General features: G+C 71.6%; 15 protein-coding genes. 14 read left to right on the top strand and 1 reads right to left on the bottom strand.

Annotation, left to right across the window (positions count from 1 at the left end):
• A complete protein-coding gene (locus ABGB14_RS39940) occupies nt 1–405 on the bottom strand; it encodes a DUF2795 domain-containing protein (RefSeq protein WP_347649061.1) in 405 nt (134 codons plus the stop codon).
• Nucleotides 406–482: 77 nt separating this feature from the next.
• Here ABGB14_RS39940 and ABGB14_RS39935 point away from each other — a divergent pair, with 77 nt between their 5' ends.
• The 14 genes from ABGB14_RS39935 to ABGB14_RS39870 all read left to right on the top strand — a co-directional run bounded on the left by ABGB14_RS39935 (nt 483) and on the right by ABGB14_RS39870 (nt 19,007).
• The gene (locus ABGB14_RS39935; protein WP_347649060.1) at nt 483–1,562 is read left to right on the top strand and encodes a GNAT family N-acetyltransferase; all 1,080 of its coding nucleotides are present in this window, start codon (nt 483–485) and stop codon (nt 1,560–1,562) included.
• An 81-nt stretch (nt 1,563–1,643) separates the two neighbouring features.
• Nucleotides 1,644–2,819, top strand: coding sequence for a precorrin-6y C5,15-methyltransferase (decarboxylating) subunit CbiE (cbiE, locus tag ABGB14_RS39930; protein ID WP_347649059.1), 1,176 nt, complete (start codon nt 1,644–1,646; stop codon nt 2,817–2,819).
• A gap of 70 nt (nt 2,820–2,889) precedes the next feature.
• Complete coding sequence (locus tag ABGB14_RS39925) at nt 2,890–3,735, top strand: sirohydrochlorin chelatase (protein WP_347649058.1); 846 nt, start codon at nt 2,890–2,892, stop codon at nt 3,733–3,735.
• A 96-nt stretch (nt 3,736–3,831) separates the two neighbouring features.
• Nucleotides 3,832–4,920, top strand: coding sequence for a nicotinate-nucleotide--dimethylbenzimidazole phosphoribosyltransferase (cobT, locus tag ABGB14_RS39920; RefSeq protein WP_347649057.1), 1,089 nt, complete (start codon nt 3,832–3,834; stop codon nt 4,918–4,920).
• A 17-nt stretch (nt 4,921–4,937) separates the two neighbouring features.
• Complete coding sequence (speB, locus tag ABGB14_RS39915; RefSeq protein WP_347649056.1) at nt 4,938–5,951, top strand: agmatinase; 1,014 nt, start codon at nt 4,938–4,940, stop codon at nt 5,949–5,951.
• An 81-nt stretch (nt 5,952–6,032) separates the two neighbouring features.
• The gene (cobA, locus tag ABGB14_RS39910) at nt 6,033–7,265 is read left to right on the top strand and encodes a uroporphyrinogen-III C-methyltransferase (RefSeq protein ID WP_347649055.1); all 1,233 of its coding nucleotides are present in this window, start codon (nt 6,033–6,035) and stop codon (nt 7,263–7,265) included.
• Nucleotides 7,266–8,270: 1,005 nt separating this feature from the next.
• Nucleotides 8,271–10,235 carry a dynamin family protein gene (locus tag ABGB14_RS39905; RefSeq protein ID WP_347649054.1) on the top strand — a complete coding sequence of 655 codons (1,965 nt, stop codon included), beginning with the start codon at nt 8,271–8,273 and terminating at the stop codon, nt 10,233–10,235.
• The gene (locus ABGB14_RS39900; RefSeq protein ID WP_347649053.1) at nt 10,232–11,857 is read left to right on the top strand and encodes a GTP-binding protein; all 1,626 of its coding nucleotides are present in this window, start codon (nt 10,232–10,234) and stop codon (nt 11,855–11,857) included. The genes ABGB14_RS39905 and ABGB14_RS39900 overlap by 4 nt, the downstream gene beginning before the upstream one ends.
• A 136-nt stretch (nt 11,858–11,993) precedes the next feature.
• Entirely contained in the window at nt 11,994–12,650 is a 657-nt protein-coding gene (locus ABGB14_RS39895; RefSeq protein WP_347649052.1) for a single-stranded DNA-binding protein, read from the top strand.
• Nucleotides 12,651–13,255: 605 nt separating this feature from the next.
• Nucleotides 13,256–14,455 (top strand): GGDEF domain-containing protein, encoded by a 1,200-nt coding sequence (locus ABGB14_RS39890; protein ID WP_347649051.1) that lies wholly within the window; start codon nt 13,256–13,258, stop codon nt 14,453–14,455.
• A gap of 211 nt (nt 14,456–14,666) precedes the next feature.
• Nucleotides 14,667–16,331 (top strand): energy-dependent translational throttle protein EttA, encoded by a 1,665-nt coding sequence (gene ettA, locus ABGB14_RS39885; protein WP_347649050.1) that lies wholly within the window; start codon nt 14,667–14,669, stop codon nt 16,329–16,331.
• Nucleotides 16,332–16,908: 577 nt separating this feature from the next.
• Nucleotides 16,909–17,421 carry a VOC family protein gene (locus ABGB14_RS39880; protein WP_347649049.1) on the top strand — a complete coding sequence of 171 codons (513 nt, stop codon included), beginning with the start codon at nt 16,909–16,911 and terminating at the stop codon, nt 17,419–17,421.
• A gap of 54 nt (nt 17,422–17,475) precedes the next feature.
• On the top strand, nt 17,476–17,883 hold the full coding sequence (locus ABGB14_RS39875) for a Zn-ribbon domain-containing OB-fold protein (protein WP_347649048.1): 408 nt from the start codon (nt 17,476–17,478) through the stop codon (nt 17,881–17,883).
• A complete protein-coding gene (locus ABGB14_RS39870) occupies nt 17,880–19,007 on the top strand; it encodes a thiolase (protein WP_347649047.1) in 1,128 nt (375 codons plus the stop codon). Before ABGB14_RS39875 ends, ABGB14_RS39870 begins: the two co-directional genes overlap by 4 nt.
• Nucleotides 19,008–19,191 lie beyond the last annotated feature (184 nt).

Raw genomic sequence — 19,191 nt, 5'->3', positions numbered from 1 at the left:
TCACCACCTCCGCTTTTCCACGCCGAGCCCGAGCGCCTCCGCCACCTCCGCCACATTCGTGAAGCGGCGCTCCGGAAGGGAGTCCACCATGTCGGCCACCTGGTCCGGCGCGTCCACACGTGCGGTGTGCCGAGCCAGGTCCTGTTTCGACGCGGGCCAGTGCGCGTCGCTCAGCCACTTGGCCAGTTCGCTGCGGACGTCGACCCCCCGTTGCGTGATGCCCTCGGGGGTGCCTGGCTCGTGTCCTGGCGGGTACGACTGCGCCTCCTCGCCGGGAGCGGGCATGGCCTCGGGCTCCTTCCACTCCTCGGCGTGCGTCGTGCCACCGCCGCGGATCATGCCCTCGGTCTCGTGCTTCTGCTCTTCGTCCAGCCGGGGACCGTGCTTGTCGCTCCCACGTTCCATGGTTCTCTCACTCCTCTCAATTGCGCCCCTACCCCTGCTTTCGTGGGCAAACATCGCGAGTGTGTACCCTGCCGAGGGTGTTCGATCCCGACGTGAGCATCGCGACGGAACGGCTGACGCTGCGGCCGTTCGGCCTCCAGGACGCCGCGCGGATCCGTGCCATCGTCAAGCAACACGCCCGGTTCCTCCCGCCGGGCGCGCCCGACAGAGCTTCGGGCGTCCCCGCCTGGCTGGCCAGGGGCGTGCACGAGCTGCGCCGCTCGGGGCAGGGCATCCACCTGGCCATGATCGACGCCGAAGGGCTCGTCGTGGGCGCCATCAGCCTGTTCAAGACCTCGTGGAGCGCCGGCACGACCGAGGTCGGCTACGGGGTCCACCCGCTCTACCGCGGGCGCGGCCTCGCCACGGAGGCCGTACGCGCGCTGGTGGCCTGGACCTTCGAGGCCACCGCACTGCGCAGGATCGACCTGACCGCCGACATCGGCAACATCGCCTCGCTCCGCGTGGCCCAGAAAGCGGGATTCACCTGGGAAGGCGTGCTGCGGGCCGCGGTGCTGGACGACGACGGCCCGCACGACCTCGTCATGTTCGGCCTGCTGCGCGAGGACCGCCGCGTCCCCTCCGACACCCTGCCCAGGACGGAGCTGCGCACGGAACGGTTGCTGCTCAGGCCGCCCGCTCCCGACGACGTCCCCGACCTGGCCGCCACGGCCGCCGACCCGGTCACCCAGGCCAGGACGGGCGTGCCGCGCGGCTACACCGAAGAGCACGCGCGGGAGTTCATCGACTTCTGCGAGCGCACCCGGATCAGGGGGGCGGGCATCGCCTGGACCGCGGTGGAGCAGGAGACCGGCCGCTACGCCGCGACCGTGGACCTCAGAGACGTCGACTGGTCCCACCGGACCGCGGAGATCGGCTACATGACCGCCCCCCGGGCGCGAGGCATGGGGTACGCGGGCGAGGCCGTGCTCGCGATCGCCCGCTGGCTGTTCGAGCGGCACGGCTTCAACCGGCTCCAGCTGCGCGTGGCCGTGCCGAACGCCGCCTCCCAGCGCGTGGCGGAGAAGGCCGGCTTCGTCCGCGAGGGCGTCGCCCGCGCCTCGCTGGGCGGCGGCGACCTGGTGGTCTACAGCCTCATCCCGTCCGACCTGGCCTGAAGGCACACCGGACTTTCCCTTCCACCCTTTGTGAAACCACCCGGTAGCCGTCACCCTTGAGATGAGGGACGGTGAGGCGTGATGATCACGGTGGTCGGCTGGGACGGATCGGATCTCTCCCCCAAGGCGGCGGAGAAACTGCGCGAGGCCCGGCTCGTCATAGGTCCCGACGCCATCCTGGGACAGCTCAAGCTCTCCGCGCCGGCCGTGCCCGACGGCTCGCTGCTGGAGACCCTCGACGACCATCTCGAACACGGCGAAGGGCCCGTGGTCGTGCTCGCGGAGGGCGATCCCGGCTTCTTCGGCGTCGTGCGCACCCTGCGGGCCCACGGCGCCAAGCCGGCCGTGCTGCCGGCGATGTCGCTGGTCACCCGCGCCTTCGCGTGCGCCGGGCTCAACTGGGAGGACGCGCTCGTCGTCGCCCCGTCCGGCCCTGCCGAGCTCGGCCGCGTCGTCAACGCCTGCCGCGCCCACCCGAAGGTGGCGCTGCTCGTGGCCCCCGGCGCCGGTCCCGGCGAGGTCGCCAGGGAACTGGCGCCCACCACGCCGCGCGCGCTCCTGGTGTGCGAGGACCTCGGCGGGCCCGACGAGCGCGTCACCCACAGCCGCATGGGGGAGGCCACGACCCGGCCGTGGAAGGACCCCGACGTGGTGCTCGTCGTCGACCCGCTCCACCAGCCGAAGGAGCCGAGCTGGGTCGCGGGGGCGCGGCCCGGGCCGGCCGAGTGGGCGCTGCCGTTCGAGGGCGCGCTGCCCGCGCAGGCCAGGGCGTACATCCTGGCCAAGCTCGGCCCCCGCCTCGGCGACCTGGTCTGGGACGTGGGCGCGGGCGCCGGCGAGATCGCCGTCGAGTGCGCCAGGCTGGGAGCGGCCGTCGTGGCCGTCGAACGCGACGAGGACGCGTGTGCCAGGCTCCGCGCCAACGTGCTCGAACACGGCGTCAAAGTGGCCCTGACCAGGGGACAGGCGCCGCCGGCGCTGGAGCCGCTGCCCGATCCCGACGCCGTCTACGTGGGCGGCGGCGGCCCCGACGTCATCGTCGCCTGCGCCGCCCGAGGCCCCCGCTCGCTCGTGTGCGTGGTCAGGAAGGTGGAGCAGGTGCCCGCCGTGCTCGGCCGCCTGCGCGAGCAGGGTTACCACGGAGAAGGCACCCAGATCCTGGCCTCGACACTCACCCACGACCCCGACGGATCCCACCACCTGACCGCCGCCGAGCCGGTTTTCGTCGTGCACGCGACACCCGCGCACACAACGTGACCTGTTCCCTACCGCTGTGCATCGGTTATCCTCGCGTGACTTTGTCTAGCGCACCGGAGAATCCCTCACAATGAAGCCGCCGCTCCTGCTGATCGGGCAGGGCTCACAGGATGACGCCTACGCCGCGGAGTTCGGCAGGTTCGTACACCGGCTCCGCTGCCGCCTCGACCAGACGGGCGCCGACGTCTCGGGCGGCTACCTCGAGCGCGCCACGCCCAGGCTGAGCGACTCCGTCGCCTCCCTGGTCGCCAGGGGGCACCACCGGCTCGTGGCGCTGCCGCTGAGCCTCAGCAGGGTGGGCGACGACTTCCCCGCCGCGATGGCCCGCGAGCAGCAGCGCCACCCCACGCTGATGTACGACCACGGCCGTCCCCTCGGCCCCGACCCCCGCGTGCTCGCCCTGCTGGCCGAGCGGCTCAACGACGCCGCCACCGAGATCTCCAGGCCGCGCGCTCTCGAACTGGCGGGCGCCAGGCCGCGGCTGCGGGCCGTCGACTCGCTGCCCGCCGAGGAGCACCACGCGCACGTCGAGCCGGGTGACACCGCCGTCGTCCTGGTCGGCGAGGGCTCGACCGACGCGGCCGCCAACGCCGAGATCCACCGGGTCTCGCGGCTGTTCTGGGAGACGCACGCCTACGACTTCATGACGGTCGAGACCGCGTTCGTGTCCGTCACCCCGCCCGGAGTGCCCGGCGGGCTCGAGCGCTGCCGCCGCCTGGGGGCCAAGCGGGTGATCGTGGTGCCCTACCTGCTGTTCGCCGGCGGCCTGCTGGAGCGCGTGTGGGCGCAGGCGCTGGCGTACGGTGCGGGGCACCCCGATCTCGACATCCGCTGCGCCGAGGTGATCGGCGACTGTGAGACCCTGGCGGACGTCGTGATCGACCGGTACGAGGAAGCGCTCCAGCTCGTCCCGTGACCGCCGGTCCACCGCCCCTTGACAGAGGTTCACCCCCTCCAGCTCGTCCCGCTCCCGGAGGTCCACTCCAGCTCGTCCTTTGACCCGGAGGTTGCCGTGCTCGCAGAGACGCTCGCCGCGATCCGCCCCGCCGACCAGCGGGCACTCGCCGAGGCCCGCGCCCACCAGGACCGCCTCACCAAGCCGCGCGGCTCGCTCGGCGCGCTGGAGGACGTCGCGATCCGGCTCGCCGGCGCGGCGGGCGCCTGCCCGCCGCCCATGCCCGCACCCGCGGCGCTGGCCATCTTCGCCGCCGACCACGGCGTGCACGCCCGCGGCGTCTCCCCGTGGCCGCAGGAGGTCACGGTGCAGATGGTCGCCAACTTTCTCTCCGGAGGAGCTGTCGCCAACGCCTTCGCCGCCCAGGCGGGCGTACCGGTGACGGTGGTCGACGTCGGGGTCGCGGCCGACCTGCCCGACGCTCCCGACCTCGTCAAGCGCAAGATCGCGTACGGCACCGCGGACCTGTCCCGAGGGCCCGCGATGACCGTCGACCAGGCCGTCAGGGCGCTGGAGGCCGGCATCGTCGTGGCCAGGGGCCTGGTGGCCGAGGGCGCGCGCTGCCTGATCGCCGGCGACATGGGCATCGCCAACACCACGGCCTCGGCCGCCCTCGTCTCCGTCTTCACCGGCAAGGACCCTGCCGAGGTGACCGGCAGGGGCACCGGGATCGACGACGGGACCCACGAGCGCAAGGTCGCCATCGTCCGCGAGGCGCTGCACGTCAACGGCCTGTCGCACGGGGAGTCCCAGCCCGCCGCCGGCTCGTCGCCCAGCGAGGCGCTGCGGGCCCTCGCCGCCGTCGGCGGGTTCGAGCACGCCGCCATCGCGGGCTTCATCCTGTACGGCGCGGCGGCACGCGTGCCGGTGATCCTCGACGGCGTGATCGCGGGCGCGGGGGCACTCGCGGCGGCCGCGCTCGACCCCGCCGCCACCGACCACTGCGTCGCCGGGCACCGCTCCGCCGAGCCCGGCCACGCCGCCACGCTCGACCACCTCCGCCTGCGCCCCCTGATAGACCTGGAGATGCGGCTCGGCGAGGGCACCGGCGCGCTGCTCGCGCATCCCATGATCTGCGCGGCCGTGCGGATGATGCACGACGTGGCCACGTTCGACGCTGCAGGGGTGACCGAGAAGCCCGTGTGACACCTGGAGGTGAGAGCTTGTCCCGCTACGGTCCCATGTACGGCCCCGACATCACGTTTCTCGGCGTCGACCGCTGCGACGTGGCCGATCCGGCGAGCTACGAAGGCGCCGACGTGGTGATCGTCGGCGCCCCGTTCGACGGGGGCACCTCCAACCGCCCCGGCGCCAGGTTCGGGCCGATGGCGCTGCGCCAGGCCTGCTATCTGCCGCACGACGGCTCCAGGCCCAGCCTGGCGCTGCGCGTCGACGCCCTGCGCGACCTGCGGGTGCTGGACGCGGGCGACGTCGAGTGTTACTCGGGCGACGTGGAGGGTTCGCTGGCCGCGATCGAGGAGGCGGTGCACCGCGTCGCCGCCTCCGGCGCCGTCCCGCTCGTGCTCGGCGGTGACCACACGGTCGCGCTGCCCGACGCCAGGGGCACCGCCAGGGCGTACGCGCCCGGCCGTACGTCGATGATCCACTTCGACGCGCACGCCGACACGGGGAACATCTCGTTCGGCCACCTGTACGGCCACGGCCAGCCGATGCGGCGCCTCATCGAGTCCGGCGCCATCAGGGGCGACAGGTTCCTGCAACTCGGGCTGCGCGGCTACTGGCCGGAGCCGGAGACGCTGGACTGGATGGCCGCCCGGAACATGCGTTCGTACGAGATGACCGAGATCGTCGCCCGAGGGCTCGAAGCTTGCCTCACGGAGTCGTTCCAGATCGCGCTCGACGGCTGCGACCAGGTCTTCCTGTCCGTCGACATCGACGTGTGCGACCCAGGACACGCGCCCGGCACCGGCACGCCCGAGCCCGGCGGGCTGACGGCCAGGCAGCTCCTCGACGCGGTCCGCAGGATCTGTTACGAGCTGCCCGTGGCGGGGATGGAGGTGGTGGAGGTGGCGCCTCCGTACGACCACGCGGACATCACCGCCCACCTCGGTAACCGGGTTATCCTTGAGGCCTTGTCAGCGATGGCCAGACGCCGCAAGGACGATCAGGGCGGGCCGCGCTGGGATCCCCGTCAGCCGCTCCTTGACGGTCGTTAGCCCGCGCGCAGCACTTCGGCGCAGAGACAGCCGGTAGGTTTTACCTCCTAACACAACCTTCGCGAATGGGAGATTCCCCCCATGGGTCCCTACCTCCTCGGCCTGCGGCTTTCCGGCCGCCGGGTCCTCGTGGTGGGCGGCGGGCGCGTCGCGCAGCGGCGGGTCCCCGCGCTGCTGGAGGCCGGCGCGGAGATCACCGTCGTGTCGCCGGGCGTGACCCCGGCCCTTGACGACCTCATCGCCGCGGGCAGGATCACCTGGCACGCCCGGCCCTACGAAGTCGGCGACTGCGATGGCGCCTGGCTCGTGCAGGCCTGCACCGACGACAGAGCGGTCAACACGGCCGTCGCCGCAGAGGCCGAGGCCAAGCGCGTGTGGTGCGTGCGAGCCGACGACAAGGACGCCTCCGCCGCCTGGACCCCGGCGACGGGCCGCGTCGACGAGATCAGCGTGGCCGTCACCGCGGGCGGCGATCCGCGCAGGGCCGCCGGCATCAGGGACGCCGTCGTCGGCGCGCTGCGCGACGGCACGGTCGACGCCCGGCGCAACCGCACCAAACCCGTCGGCGTCGCCCTGGTCGGCGGCGGGCCCGGAGACCCCGGCCTGATCACCGTGCGCGGCCGGCAGCTGCTGGCGCAGGCCGACGTGGTGGTGGCCGACCGGCTCGCGCCCCGCGCCCTGCTCGACGAGCTCGCCCCCGACGTCGAGCTGATCGACGCGGCCAAGGTCCCCTACGGCAGGGCGCTGTCCCAGGAGACGATCAGCGAGCTGCTGGTCGACCGCGCCCGGCAGGGCAAGTTCGTGGTCCGGCTCAAGGGCGGCGACCCGTTCGTGTTCGGGCGCGGCGGCGAGGAGATGATCGCCTGCGCCCACGCGGGCATCCCGGTGCTGGTGGTGCCGGGCATCACGAGCGCCGTCGCGGTCCCCGCCGCGGCAGGGGTGCCGGTCACGCATCGGGGCGTCAGCCAGGAGTTCCACGTGATCTCCGTGCACGTGGCGCCCGACGATCCCAGGTCCACCGTCGACTGGCCCGCGATGGCCCGTTCCCAGGGCACTCTGGTGCTGCTGATGGCCGTCGAGCGGCTCGCGAAGGTGGCCGAGGCACTCGTTCGAGACGGACGTGCCCCGGAGACTCCCGCAATGGTGGTGCAGGACGGTACCCTTCCGACCCAGCGGGCGGTCACCGCTTCGCTTGCCACCGTGGCCGACCGCGTGTCCGCGGCTGGGATCCGCCCGCCGGCGATCGTCGTCGTCGGTGACGTCGTGAGGGTCGGCCAGGAGGTCGAGATGGTTCGAGCGGAGCGCCTGCCGTGAACACGGCCATGGATGACGGGCGGCAAGGGTCACCCGGGGAGCAGACGATGAGCTTCCGCCCGGTGACTGACGATGACCTCGACGAGGTCCGGGACGACAGTGCCCCGGAGAGGGCACGAGAGGAGCCGGAGGCGGTGGACAGACGCGCACGTGAGCCGTCGGCCTCGCAGAAGCCTGCGGCGGCCGAGAATCCTTCCATTGCGCTCGAGCCCGCCGAGGAGCCGTCAGGGCAGTCCCTGTTCGAGAAGCCGGCCGCCCTGCGCGCCCCTTCGGCTCCCGACGACTCCGGCGCCGCCGAGCGCCCCTCCCTCTTCGTCAAGCCCGCCTCACTCGGCGGCCCGGGCCCGCGCAAGACCTCCCATGAAGGCCCTTCCAGCCGCGGACCTGCCGCCCGCGAAGAGCAGCCCGCGGACGAGGGGTCTCCCGCTGCCGGCGGCCTGTTCACTCGTCAGCCCGCCGCCCGTCCGGGCTCCCAGCCGGGCTCCGGGCAGGGAGCCCGTTCCGGGTCTGGCGCCGGTTCCGTGCCCGCTGACCGTTCCGGATCTGGCGCCGGTTCCGGGGTGGAAGGCGGAGCCGAGCCGGGATCCGGACCCGCGGCGCAGGACACGCCACCCGCCGGCCCCAGCCTCTTCGCGCGCAGGCCCGCCGTCCGGGGCAGACCGGGAGCAGGGGGTACGCCCCCCGCACGCGCTGCCGCCGGTGACACGGAGGCGGAGGGGCCGGGCGGCGAGAGCTCCGGTGCGCCGCTTCCCGGCGAGGGCGCCACTGCCGGCCGGTCGTCAGGCAAACGCCCCCCCCGGCAAGCGTTCACCCAGCGGACGGCGGCCCGGCAAGCGGACCACCGGCGGGCGATCGTCGAATGAGCCGCACTCCAGCGAATCGCCGGCCGACGAGCCGGAGCCTCAGGCCGGCGACTCTCCCCGGAAGGCGAAGCGCCCGGCAACGACCGACGACCCCGCGAAGCCCGGCGCTTCGGCGGCGGGTGACGAGCCGGAGACGGTCGACGTGCCCGCGAAGCCCGGCGGCTCGGTGGCGGGTGACGACCCCGGGGCGGTCGACGTGCCCGCGGGCGACGGCGTGCCAGGAACGAGTGGCGAGCCAGGAGCGGCCGGCAAGCCGGAGCCGGCCGCTGGGACGGCGGCGGTCGGTGAGGCGGGGTCGCGCGGCGATGCCGGGACCGTAAGCGATGTCGCCACCGGCAGCAGGGGCGAGGAGATCGTCGACGCGGTGGCCGGCGGCGAGTCCGGCGCCGGCGGTGACGGCGCGGCGGTCAGTGAGGCCGAGCAGGCCGGCGATCATGACGCGGGCGGGCAGGCGGCCGGTGAGGAGTTGCCGGCGGAGGCGGCCGAAACGCTCACGAACGCGCTCGACACCCTCCGCGAGAGCGTCGCCGACCTGCACTTCGGGCTCGATCTGCCAGGCGTGGACGAGGCCAGGCAGGCCCAGGCCGATCTGCTGGCCCAGCTCGAGGGCTACGTGCTGCCCCGGGTCAGGACCAGCGCCGCTCCCGCGCTCATCGTGATCGCGGGTTCGACAGGCGCAGGCAAGTCCACCCTGGTCAACACGCTCGCCGAGAAGACCGTCTCGCGCACCGGCGTACGCCGCCCGACCACCGGCACCCCCGTCCTGGCCTGCCACCCGGACGACCGCGCGTGGTTCGCGGAGGGCGAGTTGCTCGGCGACCTGCAGCGTCTCGACGCGCCCACGCCCGACGCCGGGCCGGGCAGCCTGGTCGTCGTCTCGACCGAGAAGCTCCCTCAGGGCGTCGCGCTGCTCGACACCCCCGACATCGACTCGGTCGTGGAGGAGCACCACGACATCGCGCACCGCATGCTCGACGCCGCCGACCTGTGGATCTTCGTGACCACGGCGGCCCGCTACGCCGACGCCCCGGCCTGGAATCTGCTGCGCCTGGCCAAGGAGCGAGGCGCCCGGCTCGCCATCGTGCTGTCGCGCGTGCAGCCCCGGTCCGCCGACGTCGTGCTCAAGCACTTCGTCCGTATGCTCACCGAATACGGCATGGGCGACATCGACAGGTTCGTCATCAACGAGGCGAAGGTGGCTGACGGCAGGTTGCCCGACAGCGAGGTCACCGAGCTGCGGCTCTGGCTGGCCGAGCTCTCCGTCGACGAGGATCGCCGGGCGCAGGCCGTACGCGAGACGCTCAACGGCGTGCTGGACAGCTTCCGCACCCGCGTACCCGCGCTGGCCAAGCATCTGGAGGGACAGGTCGCGTTCAGGACCGAGCTGCGCAGCGACGTGGAGGCGGCCTTCCGCGGCGCGTTGACGGAGATCGACAAGGCGTACAAGAACGGCTCGCTGCTGCACGGCGAGGTGCTGGCACGATGGCAGGACTTCGCCGGTTCCGGCGACCTCATGCGCTCGCTGCAGCTGCGCAGGCGCGGAAAGGCGGCCAAGCAGGCGCCCGAGCGCGTGCTGGCGTTCAAGGCGGCGATCCGCACGGGCCTCGAGTCAGTGATCGTCGCCGCCGCCCACCGGGCCTCCGAGGAGGTGGTGGCGCGATGGCGGCACCGCTCTGAGCTGGGCGCCAAGATCTCGGAGGGCCTCGACAGCCCTTCTGACAACCTCATCCGCCACACCGGCCGCGCCATCGCCTCCTGGCAGGACCACCTGGGCGAGCTCGTACGCACGGAGGGTGTGGCCAAGCGGTCGGTGTCGAAGCTGGTCTCGTTCGACCCCGACTCGCTCGCCCTGATCTTCATGGTCGCGATGTTCAGCGGGAGCAACGGCGAGGGCGTGCCGCATCGGCTGGTCAACGCCCTGCTCGGTGCCGAGTCCCTGCGCGGCATCGGCGCGAAGGCGCTCAGCGACCTGCGCACCAGGATCAGCATGCTGTTCGACGAGGAAGCCATGCGTTACGTGAAAGCGCTCGACTCCGCGGGCATCCCCGACGAGTCCGTCGCAACCCGCCTTTACCAGGCAACGTACAACCTCGAGGTCGCTCGATGACCACCACCACGACCACCAGGCCGGGGCTCGCTCCGCGGTTGACCGCGCTCACCAAGGTGGTGGAGCTGGGCCCGGGGCGGCTGGACAAGAAGCTGCTCGACGAGGCGAGCGGGGTGCTGGTGCGGGCCGGAGACCGGCTCAAGCTGTCGTCCGAGCACACCGTCGTCGCCCTCGCGGGCGGCACGGGCAGCGGCAAGTCGTCGTTGTTCAACGCGATCTCCGGGCTTGAGCTTTCGCCCACCGGCGTACGCCGGCCGACCACCGCACGCACCCACGCCTGCGTGTGGGGGCTGGAGGGCGCCGGGCCGCTGCTCGACTGGCTGCAGATCCAGTGGCGGCACCGCTTCTCCCGCGCCAGCGCCCTCGACAAGGGCGACAGCCAGCTCCACGGGCTCATCCTGCTCGACCTGCCCGACCATGACTCCATCAGGGCGCTCACCGACACCGAGGCCGACCGGCTGATCGGGCTGGCCGACCTCGTGGTGTGGGTGCTCGATCCGCAGAAATACGCCGACGCCTCCACGCACCGGCGCTACGTCACGGACCTGGCGGGGCACGACGCGGTCACCGTGTTCGCGCTCAACCAGGCCGACCGGCTCACCACCGAAGAGCTGGCCGAGCTGGTCATCGACCTCAACGACCTGCTGCGCCGCGAAGGCGTCGACCACCCCAGCGTCGTCCCCACCTCGGCGGTCACCGGGCGGGGCATCGAAAGCCTCAAGAGCGTCATAGCGACCGCCGTCTCCCGGCGGCGCGCCGCCATCCAGAAGCTCGAGGCCGACCTGCACCGCCTGGAGCAGCGCCTCGGCGAGGCCATGCCGCTCGGCGAGGCGCTCTCCGCGCCGTCGTCGGTCGACGAGGCCCGCCGGATGGGGCTGACCGACGCGCTCTGCGACGCCGTGGGCGTGCCCGCGGTGGGCGAGGCGCTGGAGAACGTCTACGCCGAGCGGTCCGGCCAGTGGGTCGGGTGGCCGTACCCTCGGTGGTTCGCGAAGCTGCGCCCCGATCCGCTGAAGGCCCTGCGCCTGGAGGACGTGAGCGCGGAGATCCGCGGCATCACGACCGGTTCCGTGAGCGCCCAGTCCGCCGAGGTCGCCAACGCCGTGCAGGCGCTCGCCGACGGGCTCTCCGCCGGCATGCATCCGGTGTGGCGCTCCGCGGTGCACCAGGCCGCCAGGTCGCGCTCCGGCCAGCTCCCGCAGGCGCTGACCGAGGACCTCACGGAGGTGGCGCCGCAGCTCGACCGGATACCCGGCTGGTGGCGCGCGCTCAAGGTGTGGCAGTACACCCTGGTGGGGGTGTTCGTGGCCGGGGTGGTCTGGCTGGTGGCCGGGCTGCTCATGCCGGGACAGCTGCCTCCGCAGCTGGAGTTGCTCGGCGAGGGCGGGGCGCTGCCCTGGGTGGGGCTGATGATGGCCTCGGTGCTGGGGCTGGGGGCGCTGTCGGGCATCGCCGCACGCAACTTCGTCGAGCTGGGCGCCTCCCGGGAGCGTGAGCGGCTGGAGCGGGAGATGAGGCGCAGGGTGGCCGCCGTGTCCGCGACGATGGTGGTGGAGCCGGTCGAGCGGGAGCTGGGCCGCCATCACTCCTTCTTCACCGCGTTGCGGGACTTGTCGGTCTGACCCTCCGTCCACAGGCTCTCCGGCCGCCCTTCCCTCTGTCCACAGAACCGCGTTCCGTACGCCGCCGCCATGCCTCCCCGCGGCACGCTGGCCCCAGATCGCGGGCACCCGGCCCGCCAGATGGGGAGGCACAGGGATGAATGACATCTACGTCACGCTGACCGGAAACGTCGCAGCAGAGCCGAGGCAATACAGCTTCGACGAAGGCACCAAGGTCACCTCGTTGCGGGTGCTCACCTCACACCGCTATTTCGACAGGAAGACGGGCCAGTGGACAGACGGTGAGAAGGTCTGCTTCACGGTTCGCTGCTGGCGCGCCCTGGGAGACAACGTCGCAGCCTCCATCCGCGCCGGCCAGCCCGTGGTGGTGTCGGGCAAGCTGCGCATCCGCGAGTTCGGCGCGGAGGGCGACCGGCGCTTCGTGCCCGAGATCGAGGCCAGCGCGGTCGGACACGACCTGCGCTGGGGCACCGGCGTCTTCGCCAAGCCCGAGCGCGGCGGCGGGCTCGGCTCGATGAGCAAGGAGATGCGCGAGCGCCTGGACGAGGAGACCAGCGACTGGGCCATGGGCTCGCGTCCCTTCCGGGCCCTGTCCCGCCCCGAGCCCACCCCGGCAACCGACACCCCCGGCGCCGTCACACCGTCGAAGGGCGACACCGCCGGAGTTTCCGCCCGGTCGAAGGGCGACACCGTTCGCATCCTCGGGGCCGAAGCCGACCGGTCCGTCACCGGAGACGGGCGCTCTGACGACGAGGAGCACCAGGTGAAGCTGGAGGACCGGGTGGCTGCGTAGGCCCGCGCAGGGGGCATCGGCGCCGCCCGATGCCCCCTGCCCGGCACACCCGGCGCCGCCGAGTCCGGTGTTCAGGGTTGCCGGTGGGCCGGTGCGGAGGGTGTCTCCGAGGGCCGCGCACCGATGGTGGGCCCGGGATGGCGGGGATGCGGGGTGTCGCTGGGAGGCCGGTCGGGGCTTTGCGCATGTTGCGGGGACGGCGAGGAGGAGATGGATCACACGCTGGGAGAGCAGGCAGGCGTGGCTTGAGCGGAGGGGGAGGGGGCACCGGCGTGGCCCGAACTGGCACCCCGAGGGCGGCCGATGGAGTGTAGCTCTGATCAGGTGGCTAAGGCACCTGATAGGTCCAGGTCACGCCCCGCACCATGGCTGCTCCTTTCCAGCGCGGCTCCACAACACCGCCCGCTCGTGGACTGAGCGGGAGTGGGTCCATATCAACGTATCGGTTCCCATCGCGCAACGCACACTCCGCAATTATTGTGTTACACATCGTTAGTTAGGGAGGAGATGCGATGGCGGCTACCGGTCACGCCTCGATCAAGTCTCATGACGGTGTGTCAACACTCGCTGGTCGATGGCCGTTGCTTGGGCAACGCCGCCCGCTTGTGATCTATCTGTGCGCGATCGTCGGTCTCGATCTCGTCGCGATGGTGGTGCTCGGAGCGTCCACCTCGTTGCGGTGGCGGGATCTGCTGATGTTCTGCGCCCTCATGGGGTGCGGCGCGGTGTGCATCGAGGCGACCAGGCGTCTCGGCATGCCCGCCGGAGTCGCGCGAGACCTGCTGTCCGCCTGGTGGCTGCCCGTGGCGCTGCTGCTGCCGCCGGTCTACGCCCTCTTCTCGCCGATCGTGCTGCAGATCCTGCTGCAGGTGCGTGTGAAGGCGACGGTGCTCTATCGGCGGGTGTTCAGCTCGGCCGCCATCGGCCTGGCAGGGTGTATGGCCTCCCTGGCTTTCCACCATGTCGTCGACGACCCGTGGGCGCTGTCGCAGGGCGACGGCGGGCCGATCTTCCACGCGGTGGCGGCGGCCGCGCTCTTCTCGCTGCTCAACATCTCCCTGATCGCGATCGCCGCGCACACCGCCGACCCCGAGACACCCTGGCGCGAGGTGTTGTGGAACAAGGAGAGCCTGCTGCTCGACATCGTCGAGCTCTGCCTGGGCGTCACGGTGTCGATCGGCTGCGGCGTCAACCCGGTGCTGCTGCTCCTCGCGCTGCCGCCGGTGGTGCTGCTCCAGCGCAGTCTCCTGCACGCCCAATTGCAGGCAGCCGCCCGCACCGACGCCAAGACCGGTCTGCTCAACGCGGCCGCCTGGCAGCGCGAGGCCGACACCGAGATCGTCCGGGCGCGCCGCACCGGCGACACACTGGCGCTTCTGATCATCGACATCGACCATTTCAAACGTGTCAACGACGCCCATGGCCACCTGGTGGGCGATCAGGTGCTGGTGGGTGTGGCGGCCACGCTCCGCAGCCAGCTGCGCGACTACGACGTGGTGGGCAGGTTCGGCGGTGAGGAGTTCGTCGTGCTCCTGCCCGGGGCCGACATCCACGAGGCGCGCCGGGTCGCCGAGCGCCTGCGCACCCGCACCGGCCACATGGCCGTCCCCGCCGACGACACCCTGATCAGAGTCACCGTCTCTGTCGGCGTCGCGTTGATGAGCGTGCACGGCGACGACCTGATCGAGCTGCTGGCCGCCGCCGACCTGGCCCTCTACCGCGCCAAGGAGCTCGGTCGTGACCGCGTCTGCGTTCCTGTCGTCCAGCCACCCCCACGACCGCTCCCCGACGACCCCGCTTCCTGACCGACCCTCCCTTGCCCGTCCCGGCTCCGGCCCCGATGTCCGCGCGCTTCCATGGCACGTCCCGGATCGGCGCTCCAGCGGGTCGGCCCTCCGGCCCCGCACGGACGGCCTGGCTGTTCCGGCGGCCGTACATCTGCCTGGAGCGCGTCCGGGCGGAGGCCGACGGAGGGAGCGGCGGAAGCCTGGGCCAGGAGCCCCTAAGCTAGAGAGCATGCCGGAGTACATCTACACGCTGCAGCGCGTGCGCAAGGCGCACGGCGACAAGGTTGTCCTTGACGACGTCACCCTGTCGTTCCTGCCCGGAGCCAAGATCGGTGTCCTGGGGCCGAACGGCACCGGGAAGTCGACGCTGCTCCGGATGATGGCCGGCCTGGAGCAGCCGTCCAACGGCGAGGCGAAGCTCATGCCCGGCTTCTCGGTGGGCATGCTCCAGCAGGAGCCCCCGCTCAACGAGGAGAAGACCGTCCTCGGCAACGTGCAGGAGGGCGTTGCGGAGACGATGGCGATGCTCCAGCGCTACAACGAGATCGCCGAGCAGATGGCCACCGACTACAGCGACGAGCTGCTGGAGGAGATGGGCAAGCTCCAGGACCAGTTGGAGCACCGCAACGCCTGGGATCTCGACAGCCAGCTCGAGCAGGCGATGGACGCCCTGCGCTGCCCGCCGCCCGACGCCGACGTGACCAAGCTGTCCGGTGGTGAGCGCCGCCGGGTCGCGCTGTGCAAGCTGCTGCTCGAGGCGCCCGACCTGCTGCTGCTCGACGAGCCCACCAACCACCTCGACGCCGAGAGCGTGCAGTGGCTGGAGCAGCACCTGGAGAAATACGCGGGCACCGTGCTGTCCGTCACCCACGACCGCTACTTCCTCGACAACGTCGCCGGCTGGATCCTCGAGCTCGACCGGGGCCGTCCCTTCATCTACGAAGGCAACTACTCCACCTACCTGGAGGCCAAGGCTCAGCGGCTCAAGGTCGAAGGGCAGAAGGACATCAAGCGCAAGAAGCGCCTGGAAGGCGAGCTGGAGTGGGTGCGCTCCAACCCGAAGGCCCGCCAGACCAAGAGCAAGGCCCGCCTCCAGCGCTACGAAGAGATGGCGGCCGAGGCCGACAAGCACCGCAAGCTCGACTTCGACGAGATCCAGATCCCGCCGGGCCCGCGCCTCGGCACCACGGTGATCAAGGCCGACGACCTGACCAAGGGATTCGGCGACCGCCTGCTGATGGAGAAGCTCACGTTCGACCTGCCCCGCAACGGCATCGTCGGCGTCATCGGCCCCAACGGCGTCGGCAAGACCACGCTGTTCCGCATGATCACGGGCTCGGAGACGCCTGACAGCGGCTCCATCGTGGTCGGAGACACCGTCAAGATCTCCTACGCCGACCAGACGCGCGGTGGCATCGACCCCGGCAAGAACGTGTGGGAGGTCGTCTCCGACGGGCTCGACCACATCAAGGTCGGCAACGTGGAGATGCCGTCGAGGGCCTACATCGCGGCCTTCGGCTTCAAGGGGCCCGACCAGCAGAAGAAGGCGGGGGTGCTGTCGGGCGGCGAGCGCAACCGGCTCAACCTGGCGCTCACCCTCAAGCAGGGCGGAAACGTGCTGCTGCTCGACGAGCCCACCAACGACCTCGACACGGAGACGCTGTCGTCGCTGGAGAACGCGCTGCTCGAATTCCCGGGCTGCGCGGTGATCACCTCGCACGACAGGTGGTTCCTCGACCGCATCGCCACCCACATCCTGGCGTGGGAGGAGGGCTCGAACTGGTTCTGGTTCGAGGGCAACTTCGCCGACTACGAGAAGAACAAGGTCGAGCGGCTGGGCGCCGACGCCGCCCGTCCCCACCGTGTCACCTACCGGAAGCTGCACCGAGAGTGATCCGCCCGACGGTGGATCTGTAAGGCGGGATCGGTCCGTATCGGGATCGGTCCCGGAGAAGAGCTTCGTCTTTACGGCACAGCCAGGGGCACGCCATCCGCCGACCGTGGCTGGTGGCGTCGAGGGTGACGCCCGCTGACCCGCACACCGGGCCCGCCGTTACGGCGGGCCCGTCGGCCGTCTGGGTGGTGACACGGCATGGACCCGGGCGTTTTCGTGGGCATGTGCCGTCCTTGTTGTGCGCGTACACGACCCTTGGGGAGCGCCGTGCGGCGCGCGCACTCTCGGGTGAGAGCCGTGCGACCCTCCGGCGAGCCGCTGAGCGCTGCGCCGGACGAGTCGCCGGGCGGTGGACCGATCGGTCACCCCGGGGTCGGCGGACACGCTTTCCGGCCGGACGAGACGGCGAGGCACGTGGTGAGCCAGGACGGACGTGCTCGTGTCGGCGCCCGCCTGTCGAGTGGTAGCCGGCTCCGGAGATCCCCGGTGGTGATGGTGTTCGGACGTCCGTCAGGGCGGTGCGAACCGCGGCCGCTAGAATCGGATTCTAGGATCGCCCCCACCCAAGGAGCCCGCGTTGGATCTCGAACTCGACGGCCTCGACGTGTCCTTCGACCACACCGCCGTGGCCGCTCCCCGGATCAGGGATCTGCTGCCGATCTACCGCGATCTGCTGGGCGGCCGGCACCTGGGCGGAGGTGGCGACCACCGGATCGCCGGCTACCGCACGCTGCAACTCACGTACGCGAACGGCGGCAAGGTCGAGCTCATGGAGCCCTTGTCGGGCTCGACGTTCTTCGACAGCTTCTTCGAGCTCACCAGAGGCAGGGGCGGCGTTCACCATCTGAACTTCCATGTCCATGACCTGGACGAGGCGGTTGCCAGGCTGACCGCCCGCGGCTACCGGCTGCACGGCCTCAACACGGCCGACCCGCGCTGGCGTGAGGTGTTCCTGCACCCGAAGGAGGCGCATGGGGTGCTGATCCAGCTCGCCCAGCCGGGGCCGCGCCTTCCCGGCGACACCCGTCCGACGCTCGACGAGGTGCTGTCGGGCCGGGGCAGGGACGGCGACGGCGTACCGAGCCCTTGAAGGGCTGCCCGATCTGGATCTAGAGTGAAATTCTAGAACCAGATGGGGGAGCCGATGAAGCCGGTACCCAAGCCCACGCCCGAGACCCAGCCGTTCTGGGACGGCACGGCCGCGGGCGAGCTCAGGATCCAGCGTTGTCAGACGTGCGCGCGACACTACTTCTATCCGCGGCCGAGCTGCCCCCACTGCGGCGGCGACCAGGTCGAGTGGGTACGCGCCAGCGGCCGCGCGACCCTCTACTCGTACGTGATCAATCATCGGCCCGCCCCCGGCTTCGAGGACGATGCCCCGTACACGATCGCGGTGGTCGAGCTGGAGGAGGGCGTGCGCATGATGAGCAACATCGTGGGCGTCCCCAGCACCCCCGAGAACCTGCCGCTCGACATGGAGTTGCGGGTGGTGTTCGAGCAGCGGGGGGACGTGCACGTGCCCCTCTTCGAGCCCGCCGCGGGCCGCAGATGACCGTCGTGATCGCGGGCGCCGCCGAGACCGATGCGCTGGGCCGCCTTCCCGGCCACTCGACCATGCGGCTCCACCTGGAGGCCGCGAGGAACGCGCTCGCCGACGCGCGCATGACGAAGGACGACATAGACGGCATCGCCACGGTCGGGACCCCGGGTCCGATCCAGATCGCCCACGCCCTGGGCATCACGCCCGCCTGGCTGGACGGCACGGGTGTGGGCGGCTCGTCGTTCCTCTTCCACGTACGCCACGCCGCCGCCGCGATCCGCGCCGGCCTGTGCCGGACGGTGCTGATCACCCATGGCGAGTCCGGCAGGTCACGGGTGGGAGCGGGCCGTTACGGAATGGGCCCCGACTCGCTGATCGGCCAGTTCGAGCTGCCGTACGGGGTGATGGGCCCGCCGACGTCGTTCACGATCACGGCCCTGCGCCACATGAAGGAGACCGGCCTGACGCACGAGCAGCTGGCGGAGGTCGCCGTGGCCCAGCGCCGGTGGGCCCGTTTCAACCCGCGCGCCCTCCACCGCGACCTGATCACGGTGGACGACGTGCTCGCGTCGAGGATGGTGGCGTACCCGTTCCACCTCTTGGAGTGCTGCCTGGTGACGGACGGCGGCGGCGCCCTGATCGTCACGTCGGAGGAGCTGTCCCGCCGGCCGCCGGTCTACCTGCTGGGTTCGGGGGAGTCGGCGGAGTCCCCGATCATCTCGCAGATGGAGGACTTCACCACGTCGAAGGCGTTCCGGCTCTCGGGCGAGGCGGCCTTCGCCGAGGCCAGGATCGGCCATGACGACGTGGACCACCTCATGGTGTACGACGCGTTCGCCCACGTGCCGATCTACGGCCTGGAGGACCTGGGGTTCGTCGGCAGGGGAGAGGCCGGCGCCTTCATCGCCGAGGGCCACACGTCACCGGGCGGCCGCCTCCCCCTGAACACGAACGGCGGCGGCCTGTCGTACACGCACACGGGGATGTACGGCATGTTCGCCATCCAGGAGTCGGTGCGGCAACTGCGCGGTGAGGCGGCGGCCCAGGTGCCGGGGGTGGAGGTCGGTGTGGTGCTGGGGAACGGCGGCATGTTCGCCTCGGCCGCCACCCTGGTCCTCGCCAACCGCCTTCCCTGACCCCGCACCCCTCGCCGACCGCCCGGACCCCTGCTGACCCCGCTCCGGTCCTCGCCGAGCGTGCGGCCTCCCTGATCCGCTGGGTCCTCGCCGAGCGTGGCCTACCCCGGCCTGGCTTGGTGCGTCGTCGACCATCTCCTGTGCCCCCACCGGTCCTTGCCCCACATCCCGGTCCCAGCAGCGA

Origin of the sequence: Nonomuraea sp. B10E15 (assembly GCF_039871615.1) — a bacterium.
In the GTDB taxonomy this organism is placed as follows: Bacteria; Actinomycetota; Actinomycetes; order Streptosporangiales; family Streptosporangiaceae; genus Nonomuraea.
This window is presented reverse-complemented; position numbering and strand designations above follow the sequence as displayed.

Bases quoted from the DNA above. Each gene is read 5' to 3' on its own strand.
- ABGB14_RS39940 (WP_347649061.1), bottom strand. From the start codon at position 405: ATGGAACGTGGGAGCGACAAGCACGGTCCCCGGCTGGACGAAGAGCAG.
- cbiE (WP_347649059.1), top strand. From the start codon at position 1,644: ATGATCACGGTGGTCGGCTGGGACGGATCGGATCTCTCCCCCAAGGCG.
- ABGB14_RS39925 (WP_347649058.1), top strand. From the start codon at position 2,890: ATGAAGCCGCCGCTCCTGCTGATCGGGCAGGGCTCACAGGATGACGCC.
- cobA (WP_347649055.1), top strand. From the start codon at position 6,033: ATGGGTCCCTACCTCCTCGGCCTGCGGCTTTCCGGCCGCCGGGTCCTC.
- ABGB14_RS39900 (WP_347649053.1), top strand. From the start codon at position 10,232: ATGACCACCACCACGACCACCAGGCCGGGGCTCGCTCCGCGGTTGACC.
- ABGB14_RS39895 (WP_347649052.1), top strand. From the start codon at position 11,994: ATGAATGACATCTACGTCACGCTGACCGGAAACGTCGCAGCAGAGCCG.
- ettA (WP_347649050.1), top strand. From the start codon at position 14,667: ATGCCGGAGTACATCTACACGCTGCAGCGCGTGCGCAAGGCGCACGGC.
- ABGB14_RS39875 (WP_347649048.1), top strand. From the start codon at position 17,476: ATGAAGCCGGTACCCAAGCCCACGCCCGAGACCCAGCCGTTCTGGGAC.
- ABGB14_RS39870 (WP_347649047.1), top strand. From the start codon at position 17,880: ATGACCGTCGTGATCGCGGGCGCCGCCGAGACCGATGCGCTGGGCCGC.